The following is a 21,309-nucleotide window of genomic DNA, read 5'->3' as shown; positions in this document are numbered from 1 at the left end:
GGTCGGGGCGGTCAGGGCGCTTGGTGGGCGGCCATGACGTGCTTGACGCGGGTGTAGTCGTCCAGGCCGTAGCGGCTGAGGTCGCGGCCGATGCCGGACTGCTTGTAGCCGCCGTGCGGCATCTCGGCCGGGATCACCTGGTGGCAGTTGAGCCAGACGCAGCCGAACTCCAGGTCGGCGCTGACCCGCATGGCGCGGGCCAGATCGGCCGTCCAGACGCTGGAGGCGAGGGCGAGGCTGACGCCGTTGGCGAGGGCGAGCGCCTCCTCCTCGGTGTCGAACGGCTGGACGGTGATCACCGGGCCGAAGATCTCGCCCTGGACCACGTCGTCGTCCTGGCGCACCCCGGAGATCACGGTGGGCGGGAAGAACCAGCCCGGCCGGTCGAGCCGGGCGCCGCCGGTCTCGACCGTGGCGTGCGCGGGCAGGTTCTCGACGACGGAGGCGACCCGGGCCGCGTGGGCGGCGCTGTTGAGGGGGCCGTGGAAGACGCCGTCCTCGTCCGGTCCGCCCGTGCGGGTCTCGCGCGCCGCCGCCACGAGCGCGGTGAGCAGCGCGTCGTGGGCGTCGCGCTGGACGAGGACCCGGGTGACGGCGGTGCAGTCCTGGCCGGCGTTCAAGAACGCCGCGTCGGCGAGGGCGCGGGCGGTGCGGACCGGGTCGACGTCGGCGAAGACGACGGCCGGGGCCTTGCCGCCCAGTTCGAGGTGGACGTTCTTCACGTCCCGTGCCGCGTCCGCCATGACCTCGGAGCCGGCCCGGGTGCTGCCGGTGATCGCGACCATGTCGACGTCCGGGTGGGCGACGAGGGCGCGGCCGGTGTCGCGGTCGCCGCAGACGATGTTCACGACGCCGGGCGGGAAGGCCCGCTGGGCGAGTTCGCCGAGCAGGACGGTCGACCAGGGGGTGGTGTCGGACGGCTTGAGGACGACGGTGTTCCCGGCGGCGAGCGCGGGGCCGAGCTTCCAGACGGCCATCATGAACGGGTAGTTCCAGGGGGTGACCTGGGCGACGACTCCGACCGGCTCGCGGCGCACGTACGAGGTGTGGCCCTCGGCGTACTCGCCCGCGGCGACGCCCTCCAGGACGCGCGCGGCGCCCGCGAAGAACCTCAACTGGTCGGCTCCGCGCAGGATTTCGAGGGTGCGGGTGGTCTCGCGGGGCTTGCCCGTGCCGCGGATCTCGGCGTCGAGGAGCTGGTCCGCGTGCTCGACGACGAGGTCGGCGAGGCGCAGGAGTGCCTCCTGGCGCCGGGCCGGGGTGGCGCGCCGCCAGGCGGGCAGGGCGCGGCGGGCGGCCGCGACGGCGGTGTCCACGTCGGCGGCCGTCGAGCGGGGCGCGGTGCCGTAGACCTCCTCGGTGGCCGGGTCGGTCAGCTCCATGCGGTCGGCGGTGTCGGCGGCGCGGCCGTCGACGACGTTGTGCAGGGTCAGGTCAGACATCGGCGGTCTCCTTGCGCAGGGCGGCGACGGTGACGCCGGGGGCGAGCCGCCCTTCGGTCACCTTGAGTTCGATGAGGGCGGCCCGGCCGGAGTCGAGCGCGCGGTCGAGAGCGGGCCCGAACTCCTCGGTGGTGGTGACGGTTTCGCCGTGGGCGCCGAAGGCGCGGGCGTAGGCGGCGAAGTCGGGGTTGCCGAGCGCGGTGCCGCTGACCCGGCCGGGATAGGTCTGCTCCTGGTGCTGGCGGATGGTGCCGTACTGGGAGTTGTTCAGGACGAGGACGAGCGGGGCGGCGCCCTCGGTGACGGCGGTGGCGAGTTCCTGACCGTTCATCAGGAAGCAGCCGTCGCCCGCGATCGAGACGACCTGGCGGTCCGGATCGGCGAGAGAGGCGGCGACGGCCGCCGGGATGCCGTATCCCATCGAGCCGTTGCGCGGGGCGAGTTGACGGCCGCCCTCGCGGTACGTGAGGAAACGCTGGGCCCAGATGGCGTGGTTGCCCGCGCCGAAGGTGACGACGGTGTCGGCGGGGAGCCGGGCGTCGAGCGTGGCGAAGACCGCGCCGAGGTCGAGGGGGTCCGGCTCGGGCGCCGGGGTCCGGAAGGCGACGTGCGCGGCCCGGTCCTGCTTGGTGCGCACCGCCCAGGCGACCGGTCCGGCGGGCCGCAGGGTGCGGACGGCGGCGCCGAACGCCTCGGGGCTCGCCAGCAGGGTCAGTTCGGCGGGGTGCAGGACGCCCGGGGGCTGGGCCTCGGGGAGCACCTGCACCAGGCGCGGGCCGGTGCCGTCGTGCGGCAGGAGCGTGAAGCCGTCGGTGGTCACGTCGCCCGGCGCGGCGCCGACGGCGATCAGCAGGTCGGCGGTGCGCACCCGCTCGGCGAGCAGGTCGTCGCGGCCGTAGCCGAGGTGTCCGACGTAGGTCTCGGCCTCGTTGTCGACGAGGTCCTGGCAGCGGAAGTCGACGGCGACGGGCAGCGACCAGGCCTCGGCCCACGCCTGGACGTCGGCGCGCGCGGCGGGCGTCCACCGGCTGCCGCCGAGGATCACGAGCGGGCGTTCGGCGGCGCTCAGCAGGGCTTCCGTGCGGGCGAGTTCGGCGGGTGCGACCCCGCCGTCCGGGACCGGCAGCGGGGTGGCGTCGGCGACCCGTACGACGTCGGTGAGCATGTCCTCGGGCAGCCCGAGGACCACGGGCCCGGGGCGGCCGCTGCCCGCGACGGCGTAGGCACGGGCGACGTACTCGGGGATGCGTGCGGCGTCGTCGATGGTCTCGACGAGTTTGGCGCTGGCGCCGAACGTGCCGCGCAGGTCGAGTTCCTGGAAGGAGTGGCGGTCGGTGTGGCCGCGCGGGACGAGTCCGATGAAGAGGATCAGCGGGGTGGCGTCCTGGTGGGCGGTGTGCAGGGCGACGAGCGCGTTGGTGGCGCCGGGGCCCCGGGTGGTGAAGCAGATGCCGGGGCGTCCGGTGAGCTTGCCGTGCGCCTCGGCCATGTAGGCGGCGCCGCCCTCGTGGCGGCAGACCACCATGCGTACGGGGGCGTCGTGCAGGGCGTCGAGCGCGGCGAGGTAGCTCTCGCCGGGCACGCCGTACGCGGTGTCGGTGCCGTGGGCGGCGAGCTGGTCGATCAGGACCTGTCCGCCGGTGCGGGCAGGGTGCTGCTGGGTCATGCGGGGACCTCGACGTTCTGGGACGGGGTGGAGGGGGCGGCGGCGTGCCGGCGCAGGACGGTTCCTGCGGCGAGCGAGCCCGCGACGGTGCAGGCGGCGATCGCCATGAGCAGCAGGGCCGCGCCCCACGAGGCGCCGTGGGCGGCGCTGGTGAGCGAGGTCGCCATGAGCGGCACGAAGCCGGACAGGACGCCCGCGAGGTTGTAGGACATGGCGACGGCGCTGTAGCGGAACTCCTCGGGGAACATCCCGGAGACGACGGCGCCGATCGGGGCGTACGGGATCGACAGGGCGCCGATGCCGAGCGAGACGCCGAGGTAGACCAGACCGGTCTGCTCGGTGTCGACCAGCCAGAAGGCGGGGAACGCCACGATCATGGTGGCGGCGGCGCCGAGGGCGCAGACCCGCCAGGCGCCGATCCGGTCGGCGAGGCGTCCGGCGAGGAAGAGCACGATGATCTCGACGACGGAGCCGATGACGGTGGAGTTCAGCATCGTCTGCTTGTCGATGCCGAGTTCGTCGGTCCCGTAGGAGATGACGAACGTGCTCATCAGGAAGAAGCCGCCCACGCCGAGGAGCGCGGCGCCGACGCCGACGATCATGCGGCCCCAGGTGCGGCGGAACGCCTCGACGAGCGGCGCGGGCTTGGGGCCGTTGCGCTCGGCGTCGTCCAGCATCTTGCGGAAGACCGGGGACTCCTCGATGTGCATGCGCAGGTAGAGCGCGAAGCCGAGCAGCGGGAAGGCGACGAGGAACGGCAGGCGCCAGCCCCACGAGTAGAACGCGTCGTCGGGGAGCAGGCCGACCAGGGCGAAGGCGCCGGAGGAGAGCAGGGTGCCGACCGGGGAGCCGAGCTGCGGTATCGAGGAGTAGCTGCCGTGCTTCTCCTTCGGGGTGTGCTCCAGGGTCAGCAGCATCGCGCCGGACCACTCGCCGCCGACGGATATGCCCTGGAGGAAGCGGAGGAGGGAGAGCAGCGCGGGCGCCCAGATGCCGATGGTCTCGTACGTGGGCAGCAGGCCGATGCAGCCGGTGGTTGCGCCCATCATCACGACGGTGATGATCAGTGAGACCTTGCGGCCGTAGCGGTCGCCGATGTGCCCGAAGACGGCGGCGCCGATGGGCCGGGCCACGAAACCGACGGCGAAGGTGACGAAGGAGGCGAGGGTGCCGACCGTCGGGTCGAGGTCGGGGAAGAACAGCTTGTTGAAGACGAGCGCGGCGGCGGTGCCGTAGAGGAAGTAGTCGTACCACTCCAGGGCGGTGCCGCTGAAGGCGGCCGTCAACAGCCTTCTGATGTCCTTCAGGTCGGGCTTGCTGGGCGTGCTCACGCGTTCTCCTGGAAAGGGGCGGCCGCGGTGGCCGGAGGGGACGGGGGACCGGAGCGTGCGGGGGTGCGGGTGAGGCCGTGCGGATCGTGGACGGGATCGCCGCCCACGACGGTGGCCAGGACCCGGATCGCGCCGATGCGGTCGGGGTCGGTCCGGACGGGGTCGCCGTCCAGGACGGTGAGGTCGGCGAGTTGTCCGGGGACGAGACGTCCCTTGCGGCCGCCGAAGCCGGTGGCGAGGGCGGACCCCTCGGTCCAGGCGTGCAGCGCGGCAAGAACCGGAATGCTCTCGTCCGGACCATACGGCACGCCGGTCTCGGTCAGCCGGGTGACCATCGACTGGATCGCGGGGAGCGGTGCGCCGGGTGCCACGGGCCGGTCGGAGCTGCCGGGGACGGGCAGTCCGAGGTCGGTGAACGACTTCATCCGGTACGACCAGGCGGTCCGCTCGGGGCCGAGCGCGGCGGCCATGGCGTCGCCGAAGGTGTGCAGGAAGTTGTGCTGCGGCACGGGGACCACGTCCAGGGCGGCGAAGCGGGCGAGCTGGTCGGGGCGGACCACGCCCGCGTGCTCGACGCGGTGCCGCACGCCGGGGCGCGGCCGTTCCTCCCGGGCCCGCGCGAAGGCGTCGAGGGCCAGGTCGACGGCCCGGTCGCCGATGGCGTGCGCGGCGACGCTCCAGCCGGACCGGTGGGCGGCGACGACCAGATCGGTCATCGCGTCGGTGTCGCCCTGGAAGTAGCCGGTGGGCCGCTCTTCGTTGTGCGGACACCCGCAGAACGGTTCGGTGACGGCGGCTGTGCGGCCCAGCAGGGATCCGTCGAGGAAGATCTTGACCGGTCCGAGCGAGAGCCGGTCGTCGCCGAAGCCGGTGCGCAGACCGAGGTCGAGGCCGAGCGTGATGTCGTCGTCGGCGTGCGCGGTCAGCGGGTGCAGCACGTCGGAGGCTGCCATGAGCTGGGCACGGGTGTGCAGGCGGCCGGTCTCCCGGGCGAGCTGGTAGGCGGCGATCTCCACGGGCGTGTGCCCGATCCAGCCGCCGCCGATCCCGGCCTCGGTGAAACTGGTGATGCCTTCGGTGAGGTAGTGCCGGGTGGCCGCGCCGACGGCGTCGGCGACGGTCTCCACGGGGTACGGCAGTACCTGCCGCTGCACGAGGCGCTGGGCGGTCTCCTCCAGGAGGCCGTCGGGGCGACCGTCGGCGTCGCGCGAGACGACCCCGCCGTCCGGATCGGTGAAGCCCGCCGCCAGCGCGCCGGCCATCTCCAGTACGGGGGTGTTGACGACGCAGGCGTGGCCGGAGGTGTGCTTGAGCCACACGGGCCGGCCGCCCGCGGCGCGGTCGAGGGCGTCGCGGTGCGGGTAGGCGCCGCCGAGCCGGTGGTGGTCGAGCCCGGCGCCGATCACCCAGGCGTCCGGGGCCAGCTTCGCGGCGTAGGAGGCGACGGCCGCGTACACCTCGTCGACCGTGCGGGCGGTGGAGACGTCGAGCTGGGTGAGGGTCAGGCCGAACCAGGCGGTGTGGCAGTGCGCGTCGTTGAATCCGGGCAGCACGGTGGCGCCGCCGGCGTCGAGGACGCGCCGCGCGGGCAGTCCCGCGACCTCGTCGTCGAGCCCGACGACCCGGCCGTGCAGCACGCCGAGGGTGTGCGCGGTGGGCCGGCCGGGATCGAGGGTGCGGACGCGGGCGTTGCGGACGAGCAGATCGAGTCGCATGGGGGTGCGTGCCTCTCAGGCGAGGTGGTGCAGTTGCGCGAGCGGCAGCTCGGTGGCGGGCGCGGTGCCGGTGGCGACGCCGTCGACGAGGACGGGCGCGGGCTCGCGGGGCACGACCACGCGCGGTGTCGCGGTGTTGTGCAGCATGTCGGCGCGGGTCAGACCGCGGCTGCCGCGGATCGGCGCGTAGGTGAGTCCGCCGGGCAGGGCGGCGCGCGCGGCCCGGTCCTGGAGGGCCGCCTCGGCGACGAAGACCTTGGCGAGCCGGGCGGGCGCGGCGCCGAGCGCGCCGTAGTAGGGGCGGTAGACGCGTGGCTGGGTGAGCCGCGTCGAGCCGGATCCCGAGCCGGTGTTGCCCCAGGCCACGAAGCCGGACTTGATGACCAGCTCCGGCTTGCTGCCGAACCACTTGGGGTCCCACAGCACCAGGTCCGCCATCCGTCCCGCCTGGATCGTGCCGACCTCGTGGGCGAGGCCGTGGGCGATCGCCGGGTTCAGGGTGATCTTGGCGAGATAGCGCAACGCCCGTACGTTGTCCGCCTTCTCCACTCCCCCGCCGCCGTTCGCCAGCGCCTGGACGTGGGCGAGCTGCCAGGTGCGGCGGACGGTCTCGGCGATCCGGCCCATGCCCATGGAGTCGGAGTTGACGATGGAGATGGCTCCCAGGTCGTGCAGGGCGTTCTCGGCGGCGATGGCGTGCTCGCGGATCCGGCCCTGGGAGATCGCGACGTCGCTCGCGGAGTGGTGGTTCTGCCGGTGCACGGTCATCGTCATCGGGAAGAGCTCGCCGACCGTGTTCGGGGTGTACGGGATCGTGGGCGTCGTCGACGAGGGCAGGATGTTCGGCTCGGAGAGGATCTCCAGGAGGTCGGGGTGCCCGCCGCCGCCCTCCACGTGGTACGCGTGCACGGTCCGGCCGCGCGTCGCGCCGATGGTGTCGCGGAGGTAGCCGGACTCGTTCATGGAGTCGGTGTGCAGGGCGACGGGCAGGTCCGCCTGCTCGGCGGTGTCCAGGCAGTTGTCGATGATGCGGGGCGTCGCCCCGAAGTCCTCGTGGATCTTGAAGCCGCCGGCTCCGGCGAGGGTGATCTCGTCGAGCAGCGCCCGCGAGCTGGACGATCCGCGGGCCAGGAAGGCGATGTTGAGCGGGGTGCCCTGCCAGGCGCTCATCAGGGTGTGCAGGTTGTGGGCGGGGTTGCAGCCGATCTCCCACACGCCGCCGAGCCCCATGCCGACGAGGGTGGTGACGCCGGCGGAGAGCGCGGCGGGCGCGACCTCGGGCGAGGAGAGGTGGACGTGGCTGTCGACGATCCCGGGGGTCACGATCAGCCCCTCGCCGGGGACGACCGAGGTGTGCGAGTCGATGGCGTACTCGACGTCCATGACGTCCGGGTTGCCGACGCCGCCGACGGAGACGACGCGGCCGTCCTTGATGCCGATGTCGGTCTTGCGGACGCCGAGCACCGGGTCCATCAGCACCACACCGGCGACGACCATGTCGAGCGCCGAGTCGCGGTCGGAGCGCGGCGAGGCGAGCAGTCCGTCGCGGACCGTCTTGCCGCAGCCGCCGAGGAGTTCGTCGCCGGGCGTACCGTCGTCGGCCTCGACCTCCACCCACAGGCAGGTGTCGCCGAGCCGGATCCGGTCGCCGGTGGTGGGCCCGTAGAGGGCGTGGTAGGTGCGGCGGTCGATGCTGGTCATGCGCGCTCCTGGGTCTTGCGGCTGGCGGGTACGAGGACGACCTCGCGCTCCTCGCCGGGCGCGAAGGTCAGCGCGGTGCCGGCGGCGATGTCGAGGCGCAGGCCGCGGGCGGCCTCGCGGTCCAGTGCGAGGGCCTGGTTGACCTCGTGCAGCGGGTAGTGCGAGGAGACGTAGACGACCGTGTCACCGGTGTTGCGGATGGTGAGGGTGGTGCGCGGGCGGCCCGCGTTGATCTCGATGGGCTCCTCGCCGGTGCGGACGGCGCCGGGCGGGGTGGCGCTGCCGGGCCCGATGGGGCGGTCGACGGCGACGAGCGAGGTGCCGCTCGGGAACAGCGCCTCGACCTGGACGGTCGTGACGATGTCGGCGACGCCGTCCATGACGTCGTCCGCGGTCAGGACCCGGCCCGCCGCCTCGATGACCTCGTCGAGGCTCAGCCCGTCCCAGGCGGCCTCCAGGATCTCGTCGCAGATCAGGGCGATCGCCTCGGGCGCGTTGAGGCGGCGGCCCCGGGTGCGGCGGCGGCGCGCGAGTTCGGCGACGGTGAACAGCTGGAGCCGTTCCTGTTCGCGAGGGGTCAGATGCACGGTCGAGAGGCCCTCCTGTCCGGCGGGACCCGGGCGGTTCGCCGCGGGACCGCCCCAGCTTCCGTGGCAGCGAGCACAAATCCAACGTTGAAATATCACCCGTACGTCACCCAGGATTGGTCACATGCACAGTCCCGCGCTCCCGGAGTCCGAGCTGCCCCCGCCGTCGCCGCGCATCGCGGAGCTGGCCGGGCAGCTGCTCGACAACATCGACGGGCTGATCGGCGACTGGCTGGAGATGGTGCGTCCGGTGCGCACCACGTACGCGGACCGGGTGCCGGACACCCAGTTCCGGGACACGGCCTGGCACGCCTTCGAACTGCTGCTGCGCACGGTCGCGCAGTTGCCGGTGCCGCCGCACATCGCGGACGTCTCGCAGCGGGTCGGCGAGGACCGGGCCCGGCAGGGCGTCCCGCTCGACTCGCTGCTCCAGGCGGCCCGGCTGGACTTCCGGGTGGTGTGGGCGGCGCTGGTGCGGCGCGCGGAGCCGCAGGACATGGCGGAGCTGGTGGAGTCCGCGTACCACGTGTGGGAGGCCGTCGAGGGGCACGTCACCGGGATCATGACGGCGTATCAGCGCACGGTCCTGGACATGGGGCGGCGCGAGGAGGACGAGCGGCGGATGTGGTTCGCCCGGCTCCTGGAGAGCGAGGGCCGCAATCCGACCGTGGTCCGGGACGCGGGGCTCGCCCTGGGCTTCGCGGCGACGGGCCGCTATCTGTGCGCGGCGGCGTCCGCGGCGGACGGGCCCGGTCTGCGCCGGGCGGCGGCGGCGCTGCGGTCGGCGGGCGCGCCGGTGCAGCAGCAGATGACCGGCGGCGAGGCGGTGCTGGTGGTGCAGTTGGGCCGCCGCACCACGCGCGCGGGCGTCCTCGACCAACTCGCCGGGTCACCGTGCGGCGTCGCGCCGCCGGTGTCGGGGCTGGCCGCGGTGCCGCGAGCCACGGTCCTCGCGGTGGCGACGGCGCAGGTGCTGCCGCCGGGGGCCGCGGCACCGCGGCTGCTCGAGGACAGCTGGCTGGACGTGCTGACGCACCAGGCCGGTGACTTCACCCGGGACCTGGCGGCGGACGTCCTCGGCGGGCTCGACGGGCCCGGCGTGAGCGGTACGGAGGCGGACCGCCTCCTGGAGACGGTCCGCACGCATCTGTCGGGCAGCGGGTCGATCGCGGAGACGGCCGACGCGCTCTACTGCCACCGCAACACGGTCCAGCACCGCTTCGCCCGCTTCCACCAGCTGACCGGCCGCGATGTACGCAGGCCCGACGACGCGGCGCTGGTCGCGGTGGCGTTGCGGGCCCGCGGCTGACCCGATCGGTCTTCGACCGGTCGGTCCTTGTGCCCGTCAGTCCTTGTAGTCGGGCGCCACGCGCTCGACGAGGCGCAGCAGGGCGCCCCAGGCCAGGTCGTAGGCGTCGTGGTCCTCGAAGTCGGAGGCCGCCTCGCCCTCGCCGGTGAGCTGCTGGGCGGTGTACTCGGCGACCTGGTCCGAGGGGAGGATCAGCGGGGTGCCGCCGGCCTGGGCGGTGACCTGGATCTCGCAGGCCTTCTCCAGGTAGTACATGCGCAGGAACGCCTGCTTGGCGCTGTCGCCGACGGTCAGCAGGCCGTGGTTGCGCAGGATGAGCGCGGGGTGGCCGCCGAGGTCGGCGACGAGGCGCTGCTGCTCGTCGAGGTTGAGGGCGACGCCCTCGTAGTCGTGGTAGCCGACGCGGTTGTGGAACTCCATCGACATCTGGTTCACCGGCAGCAGGCCGCCCTGCTGCGCGGCGACGGCGCAGCCCGCCTTGGTGTGCGTGTGCAGCACGCAGTGGGCGTCGGTGCGGGCCTTGTGGATCGCGCTGTGGATGACGAATCCGGCCGGGTTGACCGGGTGCGGGGTCGGCTCGACCGGGTTGCCGTCGAGGTCGATCTTGACCAGGTTCGAGGCGGTGATCTCCTCGAAGAGCAGCCCGTAGGGGTTGATGAGGAAGTGGTGGTCGGGGCCCGGCAGCCGCTGGGAGATGTGGGTGAAGATCAGGTCGGTCATGCGGAAGTGCGCGACGAGCCGGTAGACGGCGGCGAGTTCGCGGCGCAGGCGCAGTTCCTCGGTGGCGGCGTCGGCGGCCGGGGCGGGTGTGGTGAGGATGTCGGTCACGCGGGGGCTCCTTGCCGGGGTGTGGTGCCGGGGGCGGGGGTGGTGGCCGGGCCGGTCACCGGGGTGTGCGGGCGGCCGGTGGTCCACCAGGCGATGACGTTGCGCGCGGGGTCGGTGGCGTAGGCGTGCAGCGAGGCGTCGGTGAGGAAGGCGCTGTGCGGGGAGAGCAGCAGCCGGGGGTGGGTGCGCAGCGGGTCGTCGGCGGCGGGCGGCTCGGTCGGGAAGACGTCGAGGGCGGCGCCGGCGAGCGGGCCGCCGTCGAGGGCGGTGAGCAGCGCGCCGGGGTCGACCAGATCACCCCGGGCGACGTTCACGAGGAGGCTGCCGGGCCGCATCCGGGCCAGGAGCGGGCCGTCGATCATGCCGCGGGTCCGCGGGGTGGACGGGATGTGCAGGGAGAGCACGTCCGCGTCGGCGATCAGCGTGTCCAGGTCGACCAGGTCGACGCCGTCGGGCCGGCCGGTGGCGTGCGGGTCGTGGGCGACGACCCGCCCGAAGAGCGGGGCGGCGATCCGGGCGAGCATGCGGGCGATGCGGCCGAAGCCGAGCAGCCCGAGCGTCAACTCGCTCGACCGGCGTGGGACTTCGATGAAGTCGTCGCTCCAGCCGCCGCCCCGGACCAGGGCGTCGGCCTGCGGCAGGCGGCGGACGAGGGCGAGCGCCTGGGCGAGGGCGTGCACGGCGACGTCCTCGGTGGCCGCGTCCGGCAGGTTGGCCACCCACAGGCCGCGCCGCTCCGCCTCCTGGACGTCGATCATGTCGGTCCCCGCCGACATGGTGGCGAGCATCCGCACGGCGGGCAGCCGGTCGAGCAGCGCCGCGTCGACACGGGCGTACCCGACGATCAGCGCGACGGCGTCGTGCGCGGCGGCGGCGATGGCCTCCGGGTCGCGGCTGCCGACGAGCCGGGCCTCGAAGCCGGCCTCGGACAGCAGGCGCAGGCCCGGCTCGGGGTCGAGCTCCGCCGTCTCGGTGATCACGGCGACGGGACGCGTCACACCGTCCTCCAGGAATAATTCGATCGCAACATGGGAATGAAACTTACGTTTCGACTGCCGCTCTTGTCCACCTCCAACGGTACGGTCGCACTGTCCGGGAGCTGTCCGAGAATGACCCCAGACCCCGGCCGCGCCACGGCCGGGCCGAACCGCTGACCGAGGGGACCGACCCGTGGATCTCGACGAGACCGACCTGGCGATCGTGCGCGAGCTGCAGACCGACGGCCGGCTGACCTACGAGACGCTGGCCCAGCGGGTGGGCCTGTCCCGGCCGGCGACCCGGATGCGGGTGCAGCGGCTCCAGGAGTCGGGCGCGGTGCGCGTCGTGGCCATCACCCATCCCGCCGTGCGGCGGCTGACCGCCTCCGCGCATCTGGCCATCGGCACGGAGGGCGCCGCGGGGCCGGTCGCGCGCGCGATCGCCGAGCTGTCCGCGGCCCCGTTCGTGACGCTGACCAGCGGGCGCCGGTCGATCATGACGGAGCTGCGGACGGCGGGGTTCGACGAGCTGGAGCGGACGATCGAGCACATCCGGGCGCTCGACGGGGTGCGCTGCGTGGACCCGCTGATCGCGACGCGGCACGTGAAGGACCCGTATCTGCCGGCCGAGGAGCCGACCGTCGCGCCGCAGGACGCCGTGGACGAGCGGATCCTCGCGGAGCTGGAGGAGGACGGGCGGCTGCCGTTCGCCGAGCTGGCGGCTCGGATCGGGCTGTCGGCGGGCGCCACCCGCTCCCGCACGCTGCGCCTCCTCGACGGGGGCGTGGCCCAGGTGGTCGCGCTGGTGCGGCCCGAGGTGCTCGGGATGGGCTATCTGTGCGGGTTCAGCCTGCGGGTGACCGGCGCGGCGGCGGAGACGGCGCGGCGGGTGGCCGCCCTCTCCCGGGTGACGTTCCTGTCCACGTGTCTGGGCAGCGCCGAGCTGGTCGGCACCATCACCGCCGAGTCCTTCGCCGCCGTCCGCACCACGCTGGAGGAGATGCGGGAGCTGCCGCGGGTGCGCGAGGTGGAGAGCTGGCTCCACCTCGAACTGGTCAAGGAGCGCTACGACATGGGGCCGCACACCGTGTGACGGCGCGGCCCCGCCTCACGGTTCGCGGCGGGCCGTCGCGCCCGGCCACTCGACGAGCCCGTCGAGGTCCGGCGGCCGGTAGCCGGGGCCCTTGAGGACCTTGCCGTCGGCCCGGCGCAGGACCTGGCCGTCCGCGTCCCGCTTGCTCATGTTGGACCGGTGGACCTCGGCGAAGACGGCCGGCAGGTCGATGCCCAGGGCGTCCGCGGCGCCATAGGTGACGTAGAGGACGTCGGCGAGTTCCTTGGCCAGCGCCGTGTACGCCGCGGCCGGATCGGCGCCGGTGCGCAGCGACTCGGCGAGGTGGGTCAGGGCCTCGGCCGCCTCCCGCGCCTCTTCGGTGAGCAGCTCCCGCCTCAGTTCGGCCAGTTCGGGGCGTGTGGCGTCCGCCTGTCCGTCGAACGCCGCGCGGAATTCGGCGACACTGCGCATCGGTTCATGATCCATGACCCGACCCTAGGGGAGAGGGGGCAGCTGCCTCTCGTACAGCCAGACCTCGAAGAGGTCGTCCAGCGGGCGGGGGGCGAAGCGGGCGGCGTGCGCGGTGAACATCTCGGTGCTGACCACTCCGTGCCGGTGGACGGCGGTCCACTCGCGCAGCATCCGGAAGAACGCGGCGTCGCCGAGGGCGTGGCGGACCGCGTGCACGGTGAGCGCGCCGCGCTCGTAGAGCCGGTCGTCGAACATCGACTTGCGCCCCGGATCGGCGAGTTGGAGGTCCTGGGGCTGAGCGGCGAGCGAGCGGTGGGCGGCCAGGGCCAGTTCACGGGCGGGGTGGGCGCCCGAGCGCTCGGACCACAGCCACTCCGCGTACTTGGCCGGGCCCTCGTTGAGCCAGATGTGCCGCCAGTCGGCGACGGTGACGCTGTTGCCGAACCACTGGTGGGCGAGTTCGTGCGCGACGAGCCGCTCCGCGCCCCGGGCGCCGTCCACGTGGTTGACGCCGAAGAGCGACATTCCCTGGGCCTCGACCGGGATGTCGAGTTCCTCGTCGGCGACCACGACGGCGTACTCGCCGAAGGGGTAGGGCCCGAAGAGCTCCTCGAAGAGGTTCATCATCCGCGGCTGCCGGGCGAAGTCCCGGGAGAAGTCGGCGAGGAGCCGGGCCGGGAAGTGGCCGGTCTGCGGCACTCCCCTGAGCCCCGGGTCGCCGAGCAGCACCGTCTGGTACTTGCCGATGGACAGGCCGACCAGATAGCTCGACGTCGGCGCGGGCTGTTCGTAGAGCCAGGTGGTGGTGGAGGCCCGCGTGGTGCGGGTCAGCAGCCGGCCGCCGGTCACCACCTCGTACGCCGAGGGTGCGGTGACGGAGATCTGGTACGCGGCCTTGTCCGCGGGCCGGTCGTTGCACGGGTACCAGGACGGCGCCCCCACCGGCTGGCTGGCGACCAGCGCGCCGTCGGTCAGCTCCTCCCAGCCGAGGCCGCCCCAGGGGCTGCTGACCGGCCGGGGGTTGCCCGAGTAGTGCACGTCGACGGTGAACGCGGCGCTCGCGGCCAGCGGCTTGGCGGGGCGCACGCGCAGTTTGCCGCCGCGCAGGGTGTAGTGCGTGGGGCGGCCGTCGACGCGGATGCGGTCGATGCGGAAGTCGCCCAGGTTCAGCTGGAACTCGGTGAGCGGGGCGCGGCCCGCGATCGCGCTGAGCCGGGCGGTGCCCGCGAGCCGGTTCGGCACCGGCCGGTAGTCCAGGGCCAGTTCGTAGCGGTGGACCCGGAAGCGGGCGTCGCCGTGGCCCGGGAAGTAGGGGTCCGGTGCCGATCTGTGGTGCCCGCTCACGCCTGGTCCGCTCCCCTGCCCTGTCCTCGTACGGTGCGCCGGCGGGCCGTCGTCGAGGGCGGCCCGCCGCTTCAGGGGCGCCAGGCCTCGATCGGGTTGCCCAGCCAGCGGGTGTCCGCCGGTACCGACTCGCCGGCCATGACGAGGGACGCGGGGCCCAGGGTCGTACGGGCTCCGATCTCGCTGCCCGGCAGGACGACTCCGCCCGGGCCCAGCGTGGCGCCCGCACGGAGAACAACAGTATCCGTCCGCAGGATCCGATCATGGAAGAGGTGGGTCTGCAGGACACAGCCCCGGTTGACGCTCGCGGCCGGTCCGACGGTGACGAGGTCGGTCTCCGGGAGCCAGTAGGTCTCGCACCACGCGCCCCGGCCGATCCGCGCGCCGAGGGCGCGCAGCCACAGCGTCAGCACCGGGGTGCCGGGGACGGCCCCGGCGAGCCAGGGCACGGCGACCGTCTCGACGAAGGTGTCGGCGAGCTCGCCCCGCCACACGAAACCGCACCACAGCGGGTGTTCCCCGGGCCGGTGCCGGCCGACGAGCAGCCACTTGGCGGCGACGGAGACGAGGCACCCGAGCGCCCCGGCGCCCAGCAGCACCGCGCCGGACAGCAGTGCCGCGAGCCACCAGCCGTGGGCCGCGGCGGCGGTGAGGGCCGCGGCCACGAGGACGAACAGCGCCGCCGAGCAGCACACAGGGACGAGCCGGCACAGTTCGACCAGGGCGCGGGCCGCCTTGAGCCGGGCGGGCGGCGCGTAGGTGCGGCGGTCGTCGCGGACGGCGACCGTGCGGGGCAGTTCGACCGGGGGCAGGCCCAGGTAGGAGCTGCCCCGCCGGGCCTTCTTGGGGGTGGCCGACAACACGCCGACCAGGCCGTCGTCGGGGACGGCGCGGCCGGGTGCGGTCATGCCGGAGTTGCCGAGGAAGGCGCGCCGTCCGATGTCGGCGCGGCCGACGCGGATCCAGCCGCCGCCGAGTTCGTACGGGGCGGTCAGGGTGTCGTCGGCGAGGAAGGCGCCCTCCCCCACTGTGGTCAGGCCGGGCAGCCCGAGCACGGTGGACACCTCGGCGCCGCGCCCCACGCGCATGCCGAGCAGCCGCATCCAGACAGGGGTGACGAGTCCGGCGTACAGCGGGAAGAGGGTCTGCCGGGACTGGTCCATGAGCTGGGTGACGGTCCACGCCTGCCAGCCGGTGCGGCTGTGCGTGGGCCGGGTGCCGGCGCGCAGGCCGAGGCTGAGCAGCCGGACGCCGACGAGGATCAGCGCGGCGAAGGCGAGGCCGAAGAGCAGGGTCGCGGGGACGAGCGCGCCCAGGGCGCCGCGTACGGCCTCCCCGAGGGCGGCGTCGGCGGGCACGAAGGTGCGGGCCAGGCACAGCGCGGGGAGCGCGGCGAGGACCGGAAGCAGGCTGAGGGTGCTGCCCGTCAGGCCGTACATGGCGCGCCAGAGCACGGCGCGCGGGGGTCGCTCGCGCGGCCAGTCGCGCCGGGCCTTGCCGAGTTTGACGGCGGGTGAGCCCGCCCAGCGCTGGCCGGTGGGCAGTTGTCCGCGCACGGCCGAGCCGGGGGCGACCTCGGCGCGCTTGCCGACCCGGGCGCCCGGGAAGAGCACGCTGCGGGTGCCGACGACGGCCCCCGCGCCGACCTTGACCGCGCCGATCTCCAGCCGGTCGCCGTCGAGCCAGTGCCCGGACAGGTCGACCTCGGCCTCGACGGCGCAGCCGCGGCCCAGCTTGAGCAGACCGGTGACCGGGGGCAGCGAGTGCAGGTCGACGTCGGCGCCGACCCGGGCGCCGAGGGCCCGCGCGTACCGTTCGAGCCAGGAGCCGGTCAGGGAGGTCGCGCCGCTGTACTCGGCGAGGCGTTCGGCGGTCCACAGGCGCAGGTGGACCCGGCCGCCGCGCGGGTAGGTGCCGGGTTCGACGCCGCGCAGCAGCAGCCGGGCGCCGCCCGCCGCGACGGCCAGCCGCCCCGGCGGGCTGTACAGGACGAGTGCGCCGGCGGCGACGAGCCACCAGGAGGCGGACGGCGCCCACGGGTAGGGGCCGAGCCGGTGCAGGACGTTGCCGAGTGCCGCGAGGGCGACGGTCCAGCGCAGTCCTACGAGGGTGAACAGCGGCAGCAGCAGGGCGGTCTGGGCCGCCTGGGTGCGCCGGGGAACAGGGGCGACGGTGCGGGTGGCGCCGTCGTTCTGCGCGGACTTCTCCAGCCTGCGGGCCAGTTTGCGCAGGACGGGCCGTTCGTAGATGTCGATGACGGCGGCGTCCGGGTAGCGGGTGCGCAGCCGTGTGGTGAGCCGGGCGGCGGCCAGGCTGCCGCCGCCGAGTGCGAAGAAGTCGTCGCGGGCGCCGCTCACGGGGACGCCGAGGATGTCGCCCCACTGTTCGGCGAGCCAGGCCTCGGTGCCGTACAGCTGCTCGGCCGTGCCGTCGGCGCCGGTGTCCGTGCCGGGCAGCGGCCAGGGCAGCGCGTCGCGGTCGACCTTGCCGGAGGTGCGGGTGGGCAGGTCATCGACGGGGGCCAGCAACGGTACGAGGGCCGCGGGCAGTTCGGCGCGGAGCCGGCCGAGGGCGGCCGTGCGGTCGAAGCCGTCCTGGGTGACGAGGTAGCCGACGAGGAGCTGGTTGCCGCCGGGGGCCGTGCGGACGGCGGCGGCCGCGCCCGCGACGCCGGGCAGCGCCGCCAACGCGGCGTCGACCTCGCCGAGTTCGATGCGCCGGCCGCCGAGCTTGATCTGTTCGTCGCCGCGCCCGAGGAAGACGAGCCCTTCCGGGTCGGCCCTGACCAGGTCGCCGCTGCGATAGGCGCGCGGCCAGCCCAGCGGCTCCAGCGGCGCGTACTTCTCGGCGTCCTTGGCGGCGTCGAGATAGCGGGCGAGTCCGGTGCCGCCGATGACGAGCTGGCCGCTCCCGCCCATCGGGACGGGCCGGCCGGCGTCGTCGACGACGGCCAGTTCCCAGCCGTTCAGGGGCAGTCCGATGCGGACCGGGTCGGCGCCCGTCATCAGGGCGGCGCAGGCGACGACCGTGGTCTCGGTGGGCCCGTAGGTGTTCCACACCTCGCGGCCCTCGGTGACCAGGCGGCGGGCGAGTTCGGGCGGGCAGGCCTCGCCGCCGAAGATGAGCAGCCGGACGTCGTCGAGGGTCTCGGGCTCCCAGAGGGCGGCGAGGGTGGGCACGGTGGAGATCACGGTGATCTCCTGCTCGACCAGCCAGGGGCCGAGGTCGGCGCCGCCGCGCACCTGTGCCCGCGGCACCGGTACCAGGCAGGCGCCGTGCCGCCAGGCCAGCCACATCTCCTCGCAGGATGCGTCGAACGCGACGGACAGCCCGGCCATCACCCGGTCGCCGGGGCCGATCGGATCGTCGGTGAGGAACAGCGCGGCCTCCGCGTCGACGAACGCCGCGGCGGCGCGGTGGTGGACGGCGACGCCCTTCGGCCTGCCCGTCGAACCGGACGTGAAGATGATCCACGCGTCGTCGCCGGGTGCGGGCCGTGCGGCGGGCACGTCCGCGGGTTTGTCCACCGTGAAGCGGTGTCCGGCGCCGATGACGGTTCTGACCCCCGCCTCGCCGAAGACCAGCTCGGCGCGGTCGTCGGGGTCGTCGGCGTCGACCGGCACGTAGGCCGCGCCGGCGGCGAGGACCGCGAGGATCGCCACGTACAGCTCGTTCGTGCCGCTCGGGAGGCGGATGCCGACGCGGTCGCCGTGCCCGACCCCGGCCGCGTCGAGTCCGCGCCGTAGGTGTTCCACGGCGGCGGCCAGTGCGCGGTACGTCAGTTGGCGGGTGCCGTCGTCGAGGGCGGGCTCGTCGGGGTGCGCCCGTACTGTCGCGTCGAGCAGGTCCACGAGGGTGCGCGGCGGTGCGGCGCATCCTCCGGTGAAGAGGGCCATGCCCTCGGGCCGGTCGCTCATCTCCGCTTCGAGCAGGCCGACTTCGGCGTTCGCACGCGTGGCTGGCATCGGGTCCTGACGTCGGGGGCCGCGCATTCCCGGGAGCGTGGGCGTTCCGTTCCAGGTCTGCCTGAACCCGCCCGGCCCGGGGGCCGGGCAAGCGCCACATCCTAATCCCGGCCCATGAGTCGGCCACCTCGTCTCCGCCAATCTGCGGCTCCGGTGGGGGGCTGGTCGCGCGATTTCCCGCGCCCCGGAGGTGCGCACCTCGTGCGGGCATCCCGCCGGAAGAGGCGCGCCTCAGGGGCGCGGGGAACCGCACGACCAGCCACGACGCGCCCGCACCCGGCGCACCGCCCCTGTGTCCGCGAACGCCTGCGGAATTGTCCGTGATCGGTAACGGACGGATCCGCGGCCCCCTCCCACTCGTCCTGCCAAGTGGCCGCGACATCAGCGGCATCGGTGAGGCACGGCGCGGGAGGAACGGACATGGCACGGCGGAGCGGCGGGCAGAGCTGGAACAGCAGAGTGGTGGGGGCGGCGCTCGCGGTGACCGTGCTCGCCGGGGGCGTCTCGGTGTGGACCGCGCAGGCGGGCGAGGCGAACGGGACGGCGCCGAGGGCGAGCGCCACCGCGCGGGGCAAGGTTCCGAAGGCGGTCGCGGTGAGCATCGCGCACGCCTCCGACGCGGGGCCCCGCGGGGTGAACATCACCATCGACGACGGCCCCGACCCCGAGTGGACGCCTCAAGTACTCGCCGTGCTCAAGGAGTACGGGGTGAAGGCGACCTTCTGCATGGTGGGCACCCAGGCACAGGCCCACCCGGATCTCGTCAAGAAGGTCGTCGCGGCCGGGCACCGTCTGTGCGACCACACCGTGTCGCACAACACCGCGATGGACAAGCGGCCCGACGCCTACCAGTCGCAGGAGATCCTCGACGCGGAGCGGATGATCACCGAGGCGTCCGGCGGGGTACGGCCGATGTACTACCGGGCGCCCGGCGGGGCCTTCACCCCGTACAGCCGCAAGCTCGCCGCCTCCCGCGGTATGCGCCCGCTGGGCTGGAACGTGGACACCAAGGACTTCGAGCGCCCGGGAACGGCCGCCATCGTCGCCACCGTGGAACAGGAGCTGCCCAACGGGCCGACGGTCCTCTTCCACGACGCGGGCGGCGACCGTACCCAGACGGTCGAAGCCCTGCGCCAGGTCCTGCCCGAGCTCAAGAAGAAGGGTTACTCCTTCGGCTTTCCCGTGCGCTGAGGTCCGGCGCCGCGCAGGTGCGGGGGCGGCGGCAGCGTGACGGGCGCGGCCGTCCCCGGTACGGCGCGGAACGCCTCGATCACGTACGCGGCGAAGCGGCGGGAGGCCGCGACGCGTGCGGCGCGGGGTGTGTCGTGCAGGCCGCGGTGGGCCATGAGCATGAGGATCAGGTCGTCGATGACGAAGTCGGGGCGGAGGTCGCCGCTCCGCTGGGACCTGCGGGCCAGTTCGGTGACCGCGCGCAGGGTCTGTTCCCGGTCGGCGGCGAAGTCCATGGCCTCGGGGAACGCCGCCATGAACACGTCGGCGAAGCCCAGGCTGTGCCCGTGGAGTTCGCAAACCTGCTCGATCAGCGTGCGGAAGCCGTGCCAGGGGTCCGGGTCGGCCAGGGCGTCGCGGACGGCGGCGCGGCAGATCCGCCGCTGCTCGGCGAAGGTCTCCGTGATCAGGTCGGCCTTGGCCGGGAAGTGCCGGTAGAGCGTGGCGGGGCCCACGCCCGCCCGCCGGGCCACCTCGCGCACGGGCGCGCCCAGGCCTCTCTCGCCGAACACCGCGCGGGCGGCCGCCAGGACGCGGGCCCGGTTGTCGCGGGCGTCGGAGCGCGCGGTCCGAGGCAATTCGCCGGTCATCGTCTCTCACTTCGGTCGAGCGGAGGTGGGTGTCCCCTACGGTCCGACGGTGGTGCCGCCGCCCCGCCATCTCAGCATTCCGGCGGCGGCCCGCCCGTCACCCACCCCGAGGAGCAGCGATGAAAGCAGTGGTCATCAGGACGTTCGGCGAGCCGGACGGGCTGGAGGTCGTCGATGTGCCCGAGCCGGTGCCCGGCCCGGGGCAGGTGCGGATCGCGACGGAGGCGATCGGGGTGGGCGGCGCGGACGCGGTGATCCGCCGGGGCACCTTGGCCGCCTACGGTTTCCGCGAGGGCCACCTTCCGGGCAGCGAGGTCGCGGGGCGCGTCACCGCCGTGGGAGAGGGCGTGGACGCCGGGTGGTCCGGGCGGCGTGTCTGGGCCTTCACGGGGCTGTCCGGCGGGTACGCCGAGCACGCGGTCGCCTCGGTCGACGACGTACTGGCGCTGCCGGACGGCCTCGGCGGCGCCGACGCGGTGACGCTCGGCGGTTCCGGTGTGGTCGCCCACTTCGCCCTGGAGCGGGCCCGTTTCACGCCGGGCGACGCGGTGCTCGTACGGGGTGCGGCGGGCAGCATCGGGGTCACGGCGGTGCAGCTCGCGGCCCGGGGCGGCGCGGGCGCGGTGGCGGTCACCACCTCGTCGGCGGAGCGTGGGGCCCGCCTGCGGGAGCTGGGTGCGACCCATGTCCTCGACCGCTCCGGGGCCGTCTCCGGCGGGGACGAGGCGCTCGAGGGCTTCGACGTGGTGATCGATGTCGTCGCGGGGCCGCAACTGCCCGACTTCCTGGACATGTTGCGGCCGAACGGGCGCTGTGTCGCCGTCGGCGTGGTCGGCGGACAGCCTCCCGAGGACTTCGGCATGCGGCTGATCGACGCCTTCCGTTCGTCACTGTCGTTCGCCACCTTCAGCTCCGACACCGTGCCGGGCCCGGACCGGCAGGCCGTGCGGGCGGCCCAGTTCGCCGCCGCCGCGCGCGGGGAGCTGCGGACGGTCGTGCACGAGGTCCTGCCGCTGGACCGGGCGGCGGCCGCCCACCGGGCGATGGACGAGGGCCGGGTGTTCGGCCGGATCGTGCTGACCCCCTGAGACGAGCGGAC

At 74.1% G+C, this 21,309-nt stretch carries 16 protein-coding genes; 4 read left to right on the top strand and 12 right to left on the bottom strand.

Annotated features, from left to right (window positions below; genetic code table 11):
* Positions 1-11: 11 nt before the first annotated feature.
* From ABII15_RS34190 to ureA, 6 genes are read right to left on the bottom strand one after another with little or no spacing between them, the layout of a single operon-like run.
* Positions 12-1,442, bottom strand: coding sequence for an aminobutyraldehyde dehydrogenase (locus ABII15_RS34190; protein WP_353946150.1), 1,431 nt, complete (start codon positions 1,440-1,442; stop codon positions 12-14).
* The gene (locus tag ABII15_RS34185) at positions 1,435-3,108 is read right to left on the bottom strand and encodes a thiamine pyrophosphate-dependent enzyme (RefSeq protein WP_353946149.1); all 1,674 of its coding nucleotides are present in this window, start codon (positions 3,106-3,108) and stop codon (positions 1,435-1,437) included. Before ABII15_RS34185 ends, ABII15_RS34190 begins: the two co-directional genes overlap by 8 nt.
* On the bottom strand, positions 3,105-4,439 hold the full coding sequence (locus ABII15_RS34180) for an MFS transporter (protein WP_353946148.1): 1,335 nt from the start codon (positions 4,437-4,439) through the stop codon (positions 3,105-3,107). Before ABII15_RS34180 ends, ABII15_RS34185 begins: the two co-directional genes overlap by 4 nt.
* Positions 4,436-6,154, bottom strand: a complete 1,719-nt coding sequence (locus ABII15_RS34175; protein ID WP_353946147.1) for an amidohydrolase — start codon at positions 6,152-6,154, stop codon at positions 4,436-4,438. The genes ABII15_RS34180 and ABII15_RS34175 overlap by 4 nt, the downstream gene beginning before the upstream one ends.
* A gap of 15 nt (positions 6,155-6,169) precedes the next feature.
* Positions 6,170-7,855 carry an urease subunit alpha gene (locus ABII15_RS34170; RefSeq protein ID WP_353946146.1) on the bottom strand — a complete coding sequence of 562 codons (1,686 nt, stop codon included), beginning with the start codon at positions 7,853-7,855 and terminating at the stop codon, positions 6,170-6,172.
* On the bottom strand, positions 7,852-8,442 hold the full coding sequence (gene ureA, locus ABII15_RS34165) for an urease subunit gamma (protein WP_353946145.1): 591 nt from the start codon (positions 8,440-8,442) through the stop codon (positions 7,852-7,854). The genes ABII15_RS34170 and ureA overlap by 4 nt, the downstream gene beginning before the upstream one ends.
* A 124-nt stretch (positions 8,443-8,566) precedes the next feature.
* Here ureA and ABII15_RS34160 point away from each other — a divergent pair, with 124 nt between their 5' ends.
* On the top strand, positions 8,567-9,751 hold the full coding sequence (locus ABII15_RS34160; protein WP_353946144.1) for a helix-turn-helix domain-containing protein: 1,185 nt from the start codon (positions 8,567-8,569) through the stop codon (positions 9,749-9,751).
* A 36-nt stretch (positions 9,752-9,787) separates the two neighbouring features.
* On the opposite strand, the gene ABII15_RS34155 is transcribed toward ABII15_RS34160, so the two are convergent.
* Both ABII15_RS34155 and ABII15_RS34150 read right to left on the bottom strand, forming a co-directional pair.
* Positions 9,788-10,579 (bottom strand): class II aldolase/adducin family protein, encoded by a 792-nt coding sequence (locus ABII15_RS34155; RefSeq protein ID WP_353946143.1) that lies wholly within the window; start codon positions 10,577-10,579, stop codon positions 9,788-9,790.
* Entirely contained in the window at positions 10,576-11,577 is a 1,002-nt protein-coding gene (locus tag ABII15_RS34150) for a C-terminal binding protein (protein ID WP_353946142.1), read from the bottom strand. Before ABII15_RS34150 ends, ABII15_RS34155 begins: the two co-directional genes overlap by 4 nt.
* 172 nt (positions 11,578-11,749) lie before the next feature.
* Here ABII15_RS34150 and ABII15_RS34145 point away from each other — a divergent pair, with 172 nt between their 5' ends.
* The gene (locus ABII15_RS34145) at positions 11,750-12,649 is read left to right on the top strand and encodes an Lrp/AsnC family transcriptional regulator (protein WP_353946141.1); all 900 of its coding nucleotides are present in this window, start codon (positions 11,750-11,752) and stop codon (positions 12,647-12,649) included.
* 15 nt (positions 12,650-12,664) lie between these two features.
* On the opposite strand, the gene ABII15_RS34140 is transcribed toward ABII15_RS34145, so the two are convergent.
* From ABII15_RS34140 to ABII15_RS34130, 3 genes are all read right to left on the bottom strand, one after another.
* Positions 12,665-13,096, bottom strand: a complete 432-nt coding sequence (locus tag ABII15_RS34140) for a MazG nucleotide pyrophosphohydrolase domain-containing protein (protein WP_353946140.1) — start codon at positions 13,094-13,096, stop codon at positions 12,665-12,667.
* 9 nt (positions 13,097-13,105) lie between these two features.
* Positions 13,106-14,425, bottom strand: coding sequence for a M1 family metallopeptidase (locus ABII15_RS34135; protein WP_353946139.1), 1,320 nt, complete (start codon positions 14,423-14,425; stop codon positions 13,106-13,108).
* Positions 14,426-14,496: 71 nt separating this feature from the next.
* Positions 14,497-18,390: a Pls/PosA family non-ribosomal peptide synthetase gene (locus tag ABII15_RS34130; protein WP_353946138.1), complete on the bottom strand. Its 3,894-nt coding sequence runs from the start codon at positions 18,388-18,390 to the stop codon at positions 14,497-14,499.
* Between the two features lie 420 nt (positions 18,391-18,810).
* Here ABII15_RS34130 and ABII15_RS34125 point away from each other — a divergent pair, with 420 nt between their 5' ends.
* The gene (locus ABII15_RS34125; protein WP_353946137.1) at positions 18,811-19,581 is read left to right on the top strand and encodes a polysaccharide deacetylase family protein; all 771 of its coding nucleotides are present in this window, start codon (positions 18,811-18,813) and stop codon (positions 19,579-19,581) included.
* Here the strand turns inward: ABII15_RS34125 and ABII15_RS34120 are convergent.
* Entirely contained in the window at positions 19,554-20,210 is a 657-nt protein-coding gene (locus ABII15_RS34120; RefSeq protein WP_353946136.1) for a helix-turn-helix domain-containing protein, read from the bottom strand. The genes ABII15_RS34125 and ABII15_RS34120 overlap by 28 nt on opposite strands.
* A 119-nt stretch (positions 20,211-20,329) precedes the next feature.
* On the opposite strand from ABII15_RS34120, the gene ABII15_RS34115 reads away from it, so the two are divergent.
* Positions 20,330-21,298, top strand: coding sequence for a zinc-binding dehydrogenase (locus ABII15_RS34115; RefSeq protein ID WP_353946135.1), 969 nt, complete (start codon positions 20,330-20,332; stop codon positions 21,296-21,298).
* Positions 21,299-21,309 lie beyond the last annotated feature (11 nt).

The sequence above is a fragment of the Streptomyces sp. HUAS MG91 genome (genome assembly GCF_040529335.1).
GTDB lineage: Bacteria > Actinomycetota > Actinomycetes > Streptomycetales > Streptomycetaceae > Streptomyces > Streptomyces tabacisoli.
Note: the sequence above shows the minus strand (reverse complement) of the source record. Positions and strands in the feature narration are given on the sequence as shown.